Source organism: Microbacterium sp. NPDC058062 (assembly GCF_042885375.1).
In the GTDB taxonomy this organism is placed as follows: Bacteria; Actinomycetota; Actinomycetes; order Actinomycetales; family Microbacteriaceae; genus Microbacterium; species Microbacterium trichothecenolyticum_C.
In genome coordinates this window covers 619,110-632,154 of the sequence record NZ_JBHVSC010000004.1, presented here as the reverse complement: position 1 = coordinate 632,154, position 13,045 = coordinate 619,110, and the positions used below count along the sequence as shown (strand labels likewise).

The 13,045-nt window shown below is 71.9% G+C and carries 11 protein-coding genes; 7 read left to right on the top strand and 4 right to left on the bottom strand.

Annotated elements, in window-relative coordinates; all coding sequences use genetic code 11:
- Positions 1-27: 27 nt before the first annotated feature.
- Positions 28-1,431, bottom strand: coding sequence for an aspartate aminotransferase family protein (locus tag ACFVSU_RS16135; RefSeq protein ID WP_387145004.1), 1,404 nt, complete (start codon positions 1,429-1,431; stop codon positions 28-30).
- A 106-nt stretch (positions 1,432-1,537) separates the two neighbouring features.
- Positions 1,538-2,536: a LacI family DNA-binding transcriptional regulator gene (locus tag ACFVSU_RS16130; protein WP_387145001.1), complete on the bottom strand. Its 999-nt coding sequence runs from the start codon at positions 2,534-2,536 to the stop codon at positions 1,538-1,540.
- A gap of 75 nt (positions 2,537-2,611) precedes the next feature.
- On the opposite strand from ACFVSU_RS16130, the gene ACFVSU_RS16125 reads away from it, so the two are divergent.
- From ACFVSU_RS16125 to ACFVSU_RS16115, 3 genes are read left to right on the top strand one after another with little or no spacing between them, the layout of a single operon-like run.
- Positions 2,612-3,826 carry a Gfo/Idh/MocA family protein gene (locus ACFVSU_RS16125; RefSeq protein WP_387144998.1) on the top strand — a complete coding sequence of 405 codons (1,215 nt, stop codon included), beginning with the start codon at positions 2,612-2,614 and terminating at the stop codon, positions 3,824-3,826.
- Positions 3,823-4,515 carry a ThuA domain-containing protein gene (locus ACFVSU_RS16120; protein ID WP_387144995.1) on the top strand — a complete coding sequence of 231 codons (693 nt, stop codon included), beginning with the start codon at positions 3,823-3,825 and terminating at the stop codon, positions 4,513-4,515. The genes ACFVSU_RS16125 and ACFVSU_RS16120 overlap by 4 nt, the downstream gene beginning before the upstream one ends.
- Positions 4,512-5,591 carry a Gfo/Idh/MocA family protein gene (locus ACFVSU_RS16115; protein ID WP_387144992.1) on the top strand — a complete coding sequence of 360 codons (1,080 nt, stop codon included), beginning with the start codon at positions 4,512-4,514 and terminating at the stop codon, positions 5,589-5,591. The genes ACFVSU_RS16120 and ACFVSU_RS16115 overlap by 4 nt, the downstream gene beginning before the upstream one ends.
- Positions 5,592-5,769: 178 nt before the next feature.
- Here ACFVSU_RS16115 and ACFVSU_RS16110 read toward each other — a convergent pair whose 3' ends face one another.
- Complete coding sequence (locus tag ACFVSU_RS16110) at positions 5,770-6,927, bottom strand: ROK family protein (RefSeq protein ID WP_387144989.1); 1,158 nt, start codon at positions 6,925-6,927, stop codon at positions 5,770-5,772.
- A 133-nt stretch (positions 6,928-7,060) separates the two neighbouring features.
- Between ACFVSU_RS16110 and ACFVSU_RS16105 the strand changes: the two genes are divergently transcribed.
- Genes ACFVSU_RS16105 through ACFVSU_RS16090 form a run of 4 tightly spaced genes read left to right on the top strand, consistent with a single transcriptional unit; the run spans position 7,061 to position 12,613 of the window.
- Positions 7,061-8,353, top strand: a complete 1,293-nt coding sequence (locus tag ACFVSU_RS16105) for an ABC transporter substrate-binding protein (RefSeq protein ID WP_387144985.1) — start codon at positions 7,061-7,063, stop codon at positions 8,351-8,353.
- Between the two features lie 3 nt (positions 8,354-8,356).
- Entirely contained in the window at positions 8,357-9,349 is a 993-nt protein-coding gene (locus ACFVSU_RS16100) for a carbohydrate ABC transporter permease (protein ID WP_387144982.1), read from the top strand.
- A 1-nt stretch (position 9,350) separates the two neighbouring features.
- On the top strand, positions 9,351-10,241 hold the full coding sequence (locus ACFVSU_RS16095) for a carbohydrate ABC transporter permease (protein WP_387144979.1): 891 nt from the start codon (positions 9,351-9,353) through the stop codon (positions 10,239-10,241).
- Between the two features lie 2 nt (positions 10,242-10,243).
- Entirely contained in the window at positions 10,244-12,613 is a 2,370-nt protein-coding gene (locus tag ACFVSU_RS16090) for a beta-glucosidase (RefSeq protein WP_387144976.1), read from the top strand.
- Between the two features lie 50 nt (positions 12,614-12,663).
- Here the strand turns inward: ACFVSU_RS16090 and ACFVSU_RS16085 are convergent, their stop codons facing one another.
- Complete coding sequence (locus ACFVSU_RS16085; protein ID WP_387144973.1) at positions 12,664-12,972, bottom strand: hypothetical protein; 309 nt, start codon at positions 12,970-12,972, stop codon at positions 12,664-12,666.
- Between the last annotated feature and the right edge of the window lie 73 nt (positions 12,973-13,045).

Here is a 13,045-nt window from a genome sequence, read left to right as displayed (position 1 = left end):
CGGGGTTCCGGTGTCCGGTGCAGGACGTCAGAGGCGCGTCCACGCCTCCGTCAGCACGCTCCGCAGGATCTGCTCGATCTCAACGAACTCCTTCGGCCCGATCGTGAGGGGCGGGGCGAGCTGGATGACGGGGTCGCCGCGGTCGTCGGCGCGGCAGTAGAGGCCGGCGTCGAACAGGGCCTTCGACAGGAACCCGCGCAGCAGCCGCTCGGACTCGTCGTCGTCGAAGGTCTCCTTCGTCGCCTTGTTCTTGACCAGCTCGATGCCGAAGAAGTACCCGTCGCCGCGCACGTCGCCGACGATCGGCAGGTCGGAGAGCTTCTCCAGGGTGGAGCGGAACAGCGGCGAGTTCTCCCGCACGTGCTCGTTGAGGCCCTCCTCCTCGAAGATGTCGAGATTCTCGAGTGCGACCGCGGCCGACACCGGGTGGCCGCCGAAGGTGTAGCCGTGGTAGAACGCGCGGTCGCCGTGGGCGAAGGGCTCGTAGATCTTGTCGCTCACGATGGTGGCGCCGATCGGCGAGTAGCCGCTCGTCATGGCCTTCGCGCACGTGATCATGTCGGGGACGTAGCCGTACGCATCGCACGCGAACATGTGCCCGATGCGGCCGAAGGCGCAGATCACCTCGTCCGACACGAGCAGCACGTCGTACTTGTCGCAGATCTGGCGCACGCGCTGGAAGTACCCGGGAGGCGGCGGGAAGCAGCCGCCCGAGTTCTGCACGGGCTCGAGGAAGACGGCGGCGACCGTGTCGGGACCTTCGAAGAGGATCATCTCCTCGATGCGGTCGGCTGCCCAGACGCCGAACTCCTCGAGGCTGCCGGACGGCGCGCCCATGTCGTCGGCGCGGTAGAAGTTGGTGTTCGGCACGCGGAAGCCGCCCGGGGTGACCGGCTCGAACATCGACTTCATGGCCGGGATGCCCGTGATCGCGAGCGCACCCTGGGGCGTGCCGTGGTAGGCCACCGAGCGCGAGATCACCTTGTGCTTGGTGGGCTGGCCCTGGATCTTCCAGTAGTACTTGGCCAGCTTGAACGCGGTCTCGACGGCCTCGCCGCCGCCGGTGGAGAAGAACACCTTGTTGAGGTCGCCGGGCGCGTAGTCGGCGAGGCGGTCCGCGAGCTCGATCGCGGCCGGGTGCGCGTACGACCAGATCGGGAAGAACGCGAGCTGCTCGGCCTGCTTCGCGGCGACCTCGGCGAGGCGCTTGCGTCCGTGGCCCGCGGCGACGACGAACAGGCCGGCGAGCCCGTCGATGTACTGCTTGCCCTGCGAGTCCCAGATGTGGTGGCCTTCGCCCTTGACGATGATCGGGACCCCCGGTCCGTCGGTCATCACCGACTGGCGCGCGAAGTGCATCCACAGGTGGTCTTTGGCCATCTGCTGCAGTTCGGCTTCGGTGCGGGCGTGGCGTTCGGTCGTGATCGACATGTGGAGCCTTCCGTCAGACTGGTCCCACGCTACTCGCGTGCCCCGCGCGCCGACATGCGACGTTTCGTCCGGTTCGGATGCCGCGGCCACCGGTCCGTCCGGATCGTCAGGTCGAGCCGCGCTCGATGAGCTGCGTCGGCAGGACGATCGGCGACGGCGCAAGCGCAGCGCCGGCCGCGGCATCGGCGAGGGCCGTCACGGCGGCCGCGGCCATCTCGCGGATCGGCTGCCGCACCGTCGTGAGGGGAGGTGTCAGCCACCGCGCGCCGCGCAGGTCGTCGAAACCCACGACGAGCACGTCGTCCGGGATGCGCCGCCCGGTCGCCGCGGCCGCGGCGTACACGCCGGCCGCCATCTCGTCGGTGCACGCGAAGACTCCGAGCCGATCGCCGGCGCGCAGGCCGCGCAACAGGGGGAGCGCCGCCTCGCGCGCCGCCGCTCCGCTCCAGTCCGCCTGCACCGCGGCGAGGTCGGCGCCGGGGGCGGCCATGCGCAGCCCCTCGCGGAAGCCCGCGTTCCGCGCCCGCCCGTAGCGGAACGGCGGCGAGCCGAGCACGATCGCGAACCGCGTCGCCCCCCGCTCCGCGAGGTGGGTCGCCGCCCCGAACGCGCCGTCGCGATCGGTCGTGCGCACGCTGGCGAGCCCGCGGGAGGTCTCGGCCTGCGGATCCATCAGCACGACCGGGATCTCGGCATCCGTGATCGCGGCCAATTGCGATGCGGTCGGCGAGATGAGTCCGAGCACCACACCCGCCGAGCCGCGCCGGCGGATGCGCATCGGCCAGTCGTCGTCGGGGGTGTCGCGTTCCTCGGTGAGCACGAGGTCGTAGCCCGCGGCGGCGGCGGCGCTGCGCGCGCCGGCGGTCACCTCGTCGGAATAGGCGTTGTGGTACGAGCCCAGGACGAGGTCGACGAGGCGCGCGGTGCCGGCCGGGCGCCCGCCGGCCGACGGATCGCGGGTGTACCCCAGCCCACGCGCCGCGGCGAGCACGCGGCGCCGCGTCGCAGGAGCGAGGTCGCCGCGGCCCGAGAGCGCCCTCGACGCCGTGCCGACGCTCACTCCGGCCTCGGTCGCGACATCGACGAGAGTCACGCGGGCTGGCACCCGACCAGTTTTGCGCAAGATCCTCGACCGATGCCAGAGCCGATGGCATCGTCGTGGTCGGAAAGGGCCACCACGATGACGACGACGACATCTCCGCTGCGGATCGCGCTGATCGGCACCGGCTTCATGGGCCGCATGCACACGCAGGCCTGGCGCACGGCGCCGCACTTCTTCGACCTCCCGCTCGCGCCGCAGCCGGTGCTGCTCGTCGGTCGTCGCCCCGACGCCACGGCCGAGGCCGCCGCGCGCTGGGAGTGGCCAGAGCACGGCGTCGACTGGCGCGAAGCCGTCGAGCGCGACGACATCGACGCGATCGACATCTGCACCCCCGGCGATACGCACGCCGAGATCGCGCTCGCGGCGCTCGCCGCCGGCAAGCACGTCCTGTGCGAGAAGCCGCTCGCGAACTCGGTCGCCGAAGCGCAGGAGATGACGGATGCCGCGGCCGCAGCATCCACTCGGTCCGGCGTCGTCGCGATGTGCGGCTTCAGCTACCGCCGCACACCGGCGCTCGCGCTCGCCCGTCAGCTCATCGACGAAGGGCGCATCGGGGAGATCCGGCACGTGCGTGCGCAGTACCTGCAGGACTGGCTGAGCGACCCGGACTCGCCTCACACGTGGCGGCTCGACCGCGACCGCGCGGGTTCCGGCGCCCTCGGCGACATCGGCGCGCACAGCATCGACACCGCGCAGTGGCTCGCCGGTCAGCGCATCGAGGCGGTGTCGGCCACGATGCACACGTTCGTCACGTCCCGGCCCCGGCGCTCGGCGGTCGAGGGGCTCGGCGGCGTCGCCGCCGACACGTCCGACCGGCTGCCGGTGACGGTCGACGACGCTGCGGCGTTCACGGCGCGCTTCGACGGCGGCGCGCTCGGCGTCTTCGAGGCGACGCGGATGGCGACCGGCCGCCGCAACGCCAACCGCATCGAGATCAACGGCGACCGCGGCGCGATCGCCTTCGACTTCGAGCGCATGAACGAGCTCGAGGTGTACGACGCCGCGGCCGATGCCGCGCAGGGCTTCCGGCGCGTGCAGGTGACCGAGGCGCAGCATCCGTATGCCGGAGCATGGTGGCCCGCGGGACACGGACTCGGCTACGAGCACCTGTTCGCGCACCAGGCCGTCGACTTCGTGCGCGCGGTCGCCGGCGAGATCCCGGTCTCGCCGAGCTTCGCCGACGCCACCCAGGTGCAGCGCGTGCTCGCCGCCGTCGAGCAGAGCGCCGCCCACGACAGCATCCTCACGCCGGTGGCACCCGCCGCCGCCGACCCCGAAGGGACCCCCGCATGACCCGCACCGCCCTCGTCGTCCGCGGCGGATGGGACGGCCACCGTCCGATCGAGGCGACCGACCTCTTCCTGCCGTTCCTCCGCGAGAACGGGTTCGACGTCACCGTCGAAGAAGACCCCGAGGTCTACGCCGACGCCGACCGCATGGCGGCCACCGACCTCGTGCTGCAGTCCGTGACGATGTCGCAGGCGTCGCATGAGGCGATCCGGGGTCTCCGCGACGCCGTCGCCGCCGGCACCGGCCTCGCCGGCTGGCACGGCGGCATCGCCGACTCGTTCCGCGCGAGCTCGGACTACCTGCAGCTCGTCGGCGGCCAGTTCGCGACGCACCCATCGAAGCACCCCGACGAGGTGCACGGCGACCAGACCGACAACTACCTCGACTACACGGTCGAGATCACCGGACTCGGTCGCACGCACGACATCACGGCCGGCATCGACGACTTCACGCTCACCACCGAGCAGTACTGGGTGCTGCACGACGACCTCATCGACGTGCTGGCGACGACGACGCACCCCGTGCAGCCGTACCACCCGTGGCACCGCCCCATCGTCTCGCCGGCGGTCTGGACGCGTGACTGGGGTCAGGGTCGCGTGTTCGTGGCCACGCCCGGCCACTCTCCCGAGGTGCTGCAGGACGCGAACGTCCGCACGATCGTCGAGCGGGGGCTGCTGTGGGCCGCGCGGTGACCGACATCGGGATCGTCGGCCTCGGCGTCATCTCCAGGCAGTACCTCGACACCCTGCTTCCGGCGTCGAGCGTGCGCATCGCAGCCGTCGCCGACCTCGACGTCGCGCGCGCGGAGGCGGCCGCCGAGGCGATCCCGGGCTGCCGTGCGCTCACGACCGCCGAGCTGCTCGCGGATCCCGGCATCCGCACCGTCCTCAACCTCACGATCCCGGCCGCGCACGCCGAGGTCGCGCTCGCCGCGATCGCGCACGGCAAGGACGTCTACGGCGAGAAGCCGCTCGCGGCGGCCTTCGCGGACGCTGCGCGGATCACGGATGCCGCGGCCGCCGCGGGCGTGCGCGTCGGGGGTGCGCCCGACACGGTGCTCGGCACCGGCGTGCAGACCGCCCGCGCGGCGATCGACGGCGGGCGCATCGGGCGACCCGTGTCGGCGTCGGCGATGTGGGTCTCGGCGGGCCACGAGTCGTGGCACCCGCAGCCTGACTTCTACTACCGCGAGGGCGGTGGGCCGCTCCTGGACATGGGGCCGTACTACGTCACGTCGCTCGTGCAGCTGCTCGGACCGGTGACCGCGGTGTCGGGTGCGTCGTCGCGGTCGCGCGACGAGCGTGTGATCGGTTCGGGGCCGCGGGCGGGGGAGCGCGTGCCGGTGGAGGTCGACACGCACCTCACCGGGATCCTGCACCACGCGTCGGGGGCGATCTCGACTGTGACGATGAGCTTCGACGGCGTCCGCTCCACGGCGGCCCCCATCGAGGTGCACGGGGTCGACGGATCGCTCATCGTGCCCGACCCGAACAACTTCGCCGGCGACGTGCAGCTGCATGCGCGCGGCGGGTCGTGGGAGACGCTCGAGCCCTCCGCCGGGTACGTCGACGCGGGGCGCGGGATCGGGCTGCTGGACCTCGTCGCGGGCGAGGGACGAGCGAGCGGGGCGATGGCCCTGCACGTGCTCGAGATCATGACCGCGCTCGCCGCATCCGCGGCCTCGGGTGCGCGCGAGCCGCTGACGACGACGGTGGAGCGGCCTTCGCTCGTTCCCCTGACCGCCGCGGAGGTCTGGCGCAGCCTCTGACGCCCGGGCGCGGCATCCCTTCTCGGGTGCTCAACAGGTCAACCGGCGTTGTGCAGGAGACTCTGCGGGCTGATCCTCCTGTGCAAGCCCGGTTGACCTGTCGCAGGGGAGGCTGAGGCGGCCGCGGGCGACGGATGCCTCGGCACAGAGCGTGCGGTCCGCGCGGTCGCGACCGTGGTCAGGCTGCCGGGTCGCGGAGGAGGTCGGCGAAGGCTGCTTCGGCGGCGCCGATGAGGAGGCGGTCCTCGGCGAGGGACGCGACGCGGATCTCGAGGTCTTCGGCGTTCGCCGACATCGCCTGCTCCTGCACCAGCGCCGTCAGCCCCGGAAGGTCGGGCGCGGCGACGGTCGCCAGGAACCCGCCGAGCACCACCACGGCCGGGTTCAGGGCGTTGACCGCGTTCGCCAGCGCCGTCGACAGGATGCGGCGCTGCCGGGCGACCTCCTCCGCCGCCCCGGTGCCCGCTGCCGCGAGCGCTGCGGCGAGGGCGGGCTCGTCGGCCGCCTGGAGTCCGACCGCGGCGAGCAGCCGGGCGCGGCTGACCTCGTCCTCCAGCACGCCGTTGCCCGCCCGCCGGTCGGCCTCGGAGGCGATCCCGGGACGGTTCTGCCCGAACTCGCCGGTGTAGCCGCCGGCGCCGAGCAGCGGCATCCCGTGCACGATCACCCCGCCGCCGATGCCGCTCGCGCCGCCGTTGAGATACACGACGTCGTCGAAGCCGGCCGCCGCGCCGAAGAGGTGCTCGGCGATCGCGCCCAGCGTGGCGTCGTTGCCGACGGACGTCGGCAGGCCGGTGGCCTCGGCCACGAGGTCGCGCAGCGGTGCGTCGGTCCAGCGAAGGTGCGGCGCGTTGCGCACGAGTCCGTCGGCCGCGCGCACGAGGCCGGGCACGGCGAGTCCTACGCCGACGACGCGTGGGTCGACCAGTTCGCCCTCGCGCCACCGCGCGACGTGCTCGGCGATGAGTCGCGCGGTCTCATCGGGCGTGAGCAGGTGATCGAGTTCGATGCGTTCGCGGAGGGGGATGCCGCGGTCGAGGCCCACCGCGGCGATCGTCAGCGCGTCGACCTCGGGGTTCACGGCGATCGCGACGACGCGCGCGTCGGCGGCGACGACGGGGGACGGCCGGCCGACCCGGCGGGATGGGTCGGGGGCGCGCTCGACGACGAGTCCTTCGCGCACGAGCTCGCCGACGAGATCGGCGATCGTGGAGCGGTTGAGGGCGGTGGCCTCGGTGAGCGTCGCGCGCGACAGCGGTCCTTCGAGATGGACCAGGCGCAGCAGCCGCGCGAGGTTGCGCTGGCGGACGCCTTCGGCCGGTGACGGATCGCTCATCCGTCTCACTGTAGAGCCCGCGCCGTTGCTCGAACGTAATTTGTTGCTCTTGACCTCAAATCCGTTTGAACGTACTCTTGCCTCGTCCACATCACTTTCGACGTAGAAGTCGAAACTTTCGAGAGGTTCGAAGATGAACACACGCAGCAGGATGCGCGTCTTCGCCGGGGTCGCCGCAGCGGGCTTGGCCGTCGGCGTGCTCGCAGGCTGTGCCGGCGGCGGTGACGAAGGCGACAACGGCGACGGGGTCACCATCACGTGGTGGCACAACGCCACGTCGGGTCCGCTCCCCGCGGTCTGGGAGGAGGTCGCCGCCGAGTTCGAAGAGGCCCACCCGGGCGTCACGGTCGAGCAGACCGGATACCAGAACGAGGAGCTGCAGCGCACGCTGATCCCGAACGCGCTCGCCGCGGGCGACCCGCCGGACCTCTTCCAGGTGTGGCCGGGCGGCGAGCTGCGCGACCAGGTCGAGAACGGCTACCTCCAGCCGCTCGACGACGCGCTCGGCGACACGATCTCGAGCGTCGGCGCGACGGCCAACCCGTGGCAGGTCGACGGCAAGACGTACGGCATCCCGTTCACCTTCGGCATCGAGGGCTTCTGGTACAACACCGACCTGTTCGAGCAGGCAGGCGCCGAGGTCCCCACCACGTTCGACGAGCTCGTCGACACGGTCGGCGCGCTCCGCGACGCCGGCATCACGCCGATCGCCGTCGGTGCGGGCGACGCGTGGCCCGCCGCGCACTGGTGGTACCAGTTCGCGCTGAAGTCGTGCTCGCCCGAGGCGCTCTCGGCCGCCGAGACCGACTTCGACTTCAGCGACGAGTGCTTCGTCGACGCGGGCACCCAGCTGCAGGAGTTCCTCGGCATCGAGCCGTTCCAGGACGGCTTCCTCGGCACGCCGGCACAACAGGGCGCCGGCAGCTCGGCGGGCATGCTCGCCAACGGCCAGGCCGCCATGGAGCTCATGGGGCACTGGAACGCCGGCGTCATCGGCGGGCTCACGCCCGATCAGAAGGTGCCCGACTTCCTCGGCTGGTTCCCGGTCCCCGGCATCGCGGGCGCTGACGGCGACCCCACCGCCGCTCTCGGCGGCGGCGACGGCTTCGGCTGCTCGGCCGACGCCCCGCCGGAGTGCGCGGAGCTGCTCGAGTACATCATGAGCGAGGACGTCCAGAAGAAGTTCGCGGCCAGCGGCTCGGGCATCCCGACCGTCGCGGCGGCGCAGGGCTCCCTCGAGGACCCGAACCTCAAGATGGTCGCAGAGGGCCTGTCGCAGGCATCCTTCGTCCAGCTCTGGCTCGACACCGCCTTCGGCACCACGGTCGGCAACGCCATGAACGAGGGCATCGTCAACCTCTTCGCCGGCACCGGCACCCCCGAAGAGATCGTCCAGAAGATGCAGGACGCGGCGGCGACCCTGTAGATCATGGCGACCCTCACCACCCCCGGGCCCGCGGTCACCGCGGGCCCGGGCCCCACCCCCGTGCGCGCCCCGCGGCGCGGCTCGACGCGCAAGCGCCTCGAGATCCTCCTGTTCGTCTCGCCCGCGCTCATCCTGTTCGTGGGCTTCGTGATCCTGCCGGTGCTCCTCGCGGCGGTCTACAGCTTCTTCAACCTCCCGCCCGCGTTCCAGTGGGAGAACCTCGCTGACTCCGGCCGGTTCGTCGGCTTCGACAACTACGTGCGTGCCCTCACCAGCCCCGAGTTCCAGAAGGCGATCGGCAACACCTTCTTCATCCTCGTGATGTCGCTGCTCGTCCAGGGCCCGATCGCGATCGCGGTGGCGCTCCTGCTCAACCGCCCGCTCCGGGGGCGCGGCGTCTTCCGCCTCCTCATCTTCGTGCCGTACGTGCTCGCCGAGGTCATCGCCGGCCTCGCGTTCAAGCTGATCCTCCAGCCCGACGGCGCGGTCAACGCGACGCTCGAGGCGGTCGGCCTGGGCGCCTTCACCCAGAACTGGCTGGCCGACCCCGCCATCGCGCTCTGGACGATCTTCTTCGTGCTGACGTGGAAGTACATCGGCTTCGCGATCCTGCTGTTCCTCGCGGGCCTGCAGGGCATCCCCGAGGAGCTCGCCGAGGCGGCGCAGATCGACGGTGCGAGCTGGTGGCAGATCCAGCGTCACATCACGATCCCGCTGCTCGGACCCACGATCCGCATCTGGGCGTTCCTGTCGATCATCGGCTCGCTGCAGGTCTTCGACATGGTGTGGGTCACGGTCGCCCCCGCCGTCCGGCGCATCGCCACCGAGACGATGGCGACCTACATGGTGCAGCAGGGCCAGTTCGCCGGGCAGCCCGGCTACGGCAGCGCCATCGCCGTGATCCTCTTCGTCATCTCGCTCGTCATCGCCCTCATCTACCAGCGCTTCGCGCTGCAGCGCGACCTCAAGGGCGCCCTCACGAACGGAGCCCGCTGACATGTCGGCCACCACGACCCTGGTCACGGGTTCGCCCCGTGCCGCCGAACCGGCCGGACGCCGCTTCGACTGGGGCCAGCCGTTCGTCTACCTCGTCGCGCTCGTCGTCGCCGCGGTCGCCGTCGGACCCGTGCTCTACGTCTTCCTCGGCGGGTTCCGCACCACCGCCGACCTCAACGCGAACCCCGCAGGCCTTCCCGACCCGTTCACCGTGCAGAACTGGATCACCGTGCTCGGCTCGCCGCGGTTCTGGGGCAACCTGTTCGCGAGCACGGTCCTCGCCGTCGCCACGACGGCGGGTGTCGTGATCGCGGGCATCATGGCCGCGTTCGTGCTCGCCCGCTACGACTTCAAGGGACGCGAGGGGCTCTACACCCTGTTCGCCGCCGGGCTGATGTTCCCGCTGACGGTGGCCGCCCTGCCGCTCACGCTGCTGCTGCGCACGCTGGGCCTGCACGGCACGTACCTCGGCGTGATCATCCCCGGCATCGCGTTCGCGCTGCCGACGACGATCATCATCCTGGTGCCGTTCCTGCGTGCGATCCCCGACGAGCTCGAAGAGGCCGCCATGATCGACGGGGCCAGCCGCCTCGGGTTCTTCTGGCGGATCCTCCTGCCGCTGGCCAAGCCCGGCCTCATCACGGTCGGCATCCTGGCGTTCGTCGCGAGCTGGAACGGCTACCTTCTGCCGCTGCTCGTGATCTCGACCGGCACGCTGCCGCAGGAGCTGTGGCCGCTGCCGCTCGGGGTGACCCAGTTCTCGACGCAGTACTCGCAGGACACCGGCGCCGTGCTGGCCTACACGTCGCTCGCGATGATCCCCGCCCTCGTGTTCTTCCTCCTCGCGGAGAAGCGCATCGTCGGCGGGCTCACCGGGGCGGTGAAGGGATGACGATGGAAGAGCAGACTCTGGATGCTGCGACCCTGAGCCGCTGGAACGACCCGGCGCTGCCGGTCGACGAGCGCGTCGAGGCCCTCATCGCCGAGATGACCGTGGCGGAGAAGGTCGCGCAGCTGTACGGAGTGTGGGTCGGGGCATCCGCCGACGGAGAAGACGTCGCGCCGCACCAGCACGACATGTCGGACGACATCGACCTCGACGACCTGCTGTCCTCGGGGCTCGGCCAGCTCACGCGCCCGTTCGGCACGGCTCCGGTCGACCCGGCGACCGGAGCGCTCGCGCTCCAGCGCGCCCAGCAGCGCATCGCCGGCGCGAACCGGTTCGGAATCCCCGCCCTCGCGCATGAGGAGTGCCTCGCCGGCTTCGCGACGTGGGGCGCCACCGCCTACCCGGTGCCGCTCAGCTGGGGTGCGACGTTCGACCCCGACATCGTGCGCGAGATGGGCGCCCGCATCGGCGCCGACATGCGCTCGGTGGGCGTGCACCAGGGGCTGGCGCCCGTGCTCGACGTCGTGCGCGACGCGCGCTGGGGTCGCGTGGAAGAGACGATCGGCGAGGATCCGTACCTCGTGGGCACCGTCGCGACCGCGTACATCCAGGGCGTCGAGAGCGCGGGAGTCGTCGCCACGCTCAAGCACTTCGTCGGCTACTCGGCGTCGAAGGGCGGACGCAACCTCGCGCCCGTCTCGGTCGGCCCGCGCGAGCTCGCCGACGTGCTGCTCCCGCCGTTCGAGATGGCGATCCGCGAGAGCGGCGTGCGCTCGGTCATGAACTCCTACACCGACCTCGACGGCGTGCCGACCGCGGCCGACGCCTCCCTGCTCACGGATCTCCTCCGCGACGAATGGGGCTTCGAGGGCACGGTGGTCGCGGACTACTTCTCGATCGCCTTCCTCAAGGACCTGCATGGCGTGGCCGACGGATGGACGGATGCTGCCGCCCGAGCCCTCTCCGCCGGCATCGACGTCGAGCTGCCCACGGTGAAGACGTTCGGCGCCGACCTCGTGCGCGCCGTCGAGGCGGGCGAGGTGGACGGCACGATCGTGGACCGCGCCCTGCGGCGCGTACTTCGGCAGAAGGCCGAGCTCGGCCTGCTCGACGCCGACTGGTCGCCGGTGCCTCCGGCGCTCGCCGGGCTCGAGACCGCGTCGCTCGAGGCGGTGCGCGGCTCCGTCGACCTCGACCCGCCCGCCAACCGCGGGCTCGCGCGTCGTATCGCCGAGGAGGCGATCGTGCTGCTGCGCAACGACGGGGTGCTGCCACTCGCGGCGCCGCGCCGCATCGCGGTGATCGGGCCGGTCGCCGACGATCCCTACGCCGTGCTCGGGTGCTATTCGTTCCCGTCGCACGTCGGCGTGCGGCATCCGGAACTGCCCATCGGCATCTCGCTGCCCACGCTGCGGGAGGCGCTCGCCGCGGAGTTCGCCTCGGCCGAGATCGTCCACGCCGCGGGGACGACGATCGACGGAGGCGAGACGGGCGGATTCGCCGAGGCGCTCGCCGCCGCGGTCGGCGCCGACGTCGTCGTGCTCGCGCTCGGCGACCGTGCGGGACTGTTCGGCCGCGGCACGAGCGGCGAGGGGTGCGACGCCGCGGACCTCACCCTGCCCGGCGCGCAGCAGGCTCTGCTCGACGCCGTGCTCGACACCGGTGTTCCTACGGTCGTGACGCTCCTCGCCGGTCGCCCGTATGCGCTCGGCACGGCTCCCGAGCGGGCTGCCGCGATCGTGCAGAGCTTCTTCGCGGGCGAGGAGGGCACGGGCGCGATCGCCGGTGTGCTGAGCGGACGGGTGAATCCGAGCGGGCGCCTGCCCGTCAGCATCCCGCGGGATCCGGGCGCGCAGCCCTCGACGTACCTGGCATCGAAGCTCGCGCGCCGCAACGACGTGTCGAACATCGATCCCACCGCGGCGTATCCCTTCGGCCACGGTCTCGGGTACGCGCCGTCGGTGTGGGCGGATGCTGCCGCCTCGGCGACCGAGATGTCGGCGTCGGGCTCGGTCACGGTGTCGATCCACGTCGGCAACGCCGGCGACCGCGACGGCGTCGAGGTGGTGCAGCTCTACCTCCACGACCCGGTCGCCTCCGTCGTGCGTCCCGTCCGACGGCTCATCGCGTACGCGCGGGTGCCGCTCGCGGCCGGCGAGAGGGCGCGGGTGTCCTTCGACGTGCCTGCCGACCTCGCCGCGTTCACGGGGCGAGATGGCCGGCGCGTCGTCGAGCCCGGTGACCTCGTCCTCGCGTTCGGTCGATCGAGCGGAGAGATCGTCGCGACGCGAACGGTCCGGGTCGTGGGCGAGCCACGCCACCTCGATCACACCCGGCGGCTCCACGCGGGCGTGGCGGTGACCCGAGACGAGTGATCCGGCGCGGCCGGGTGTCCGCCGCCCCCATCGGGCGCCCGGCCGTGCGGTCAGGCCGCGTCGGCGGGGGAGATCGAACGGATCGCCGCTGCGAAGTCGAGCGTCTGCGTCACTTCGACGGCGCGGTCATACCGCGTACCGGACAGCACCACGAAGACGGCACCCACCACGTCGACGAAGCCGACCGTCGAGCCGTTCGCCCGCACCTCGTACCGGTCGAGGTCGATGCGGTCCCAGCGGACGGCGGAGTCCTCGGGCGCAGCCGATTCGGGCCGGCGGGGCGGCAGCTCCTTGAGCGAGGGCAGGACGCGGGCGCGCAGGGCGTGCCTCACAGGTGAGGTGGGGCGTTCGAGCACCATTGCGGAGCCTCCTGTCGTCGTGGGAACGATCCTGGTCCCACCGTGATTTCGACGCAGGGGGCTTGACCTTCGA

What these genes read in the sequence shown, in the direction of transcription:
- ACFVSU_RS16085 (WP_387144973.1), bottom strand. Translation starts at nt 12,972, where the DNA reads ATGGTGCTCGAACGCCCCACCTCACCTGTGAGGCACGCCCTGCGCGCC.
- ACFVSU_RS16105 (WP_387144985.1), top strand. Translation starts at nt 7,061, where the DNA reads ATGAACACACGCAGCAGGATGCGCGTCTTCGCCGGGGTCGCCGCAGCG.
- ACFVSU_RS16090 (WP_387144976.1), top strand. Translation starts at nt 10,244, where the DNA reads ATGGAAGAGCAGACTCTGGATGCTGCGACCCTGAGCCGCTGGAACGAC.
- ACFVSU_RS16125 (WP_387144998.1), top strand. Translation starts at nt 2,612, where the DNA reads ATGACGACGACGACATCTCCGCTGCGGATCGCGCTGATCGGCACCGGC.
- ACFVSU_RS16110 (WP_387144989.1), bottom strand. Translation starts at nt 6,927, where the DNA reads ATGAGCGATCCGTCACCGGCCGAAGGCGTCCGCCAGCGCAACCTCGCG.
- ACFVSU_RS16135 (WP_387145004.1), bottom strand. Translation starts at nt 1,431, where the DNA reads ATGTCGATCACGACCGAACGCCACGCCCGCACCGAAGCCGAACTGCAG.
- ACFVSU_RS16100 (WP_387144982.1), top strand. Translation starts at nt 8,357, where the DNA reads ATGGCGACCCTCACCACCCCCGGGCCCGCGGTCACCGCGGGCCCGGGC.
- ACFVSU_RS16120 (WP_387144995.1), top strand. Translation starts at nt 3,823, where the DNA reads ATGACCCGCACCGCCCTCGTCGTCCGCGGCGGATGGGACGGCCACCGT.
- ACFVSU_RS16095 (WP_387144979.1), top strand. Translation starts at nt 9,351, where the DNA reads ATGTCGGCCACCACGACCCTGGTCACGGGTTCGCCCCGTGCCGCCGAA.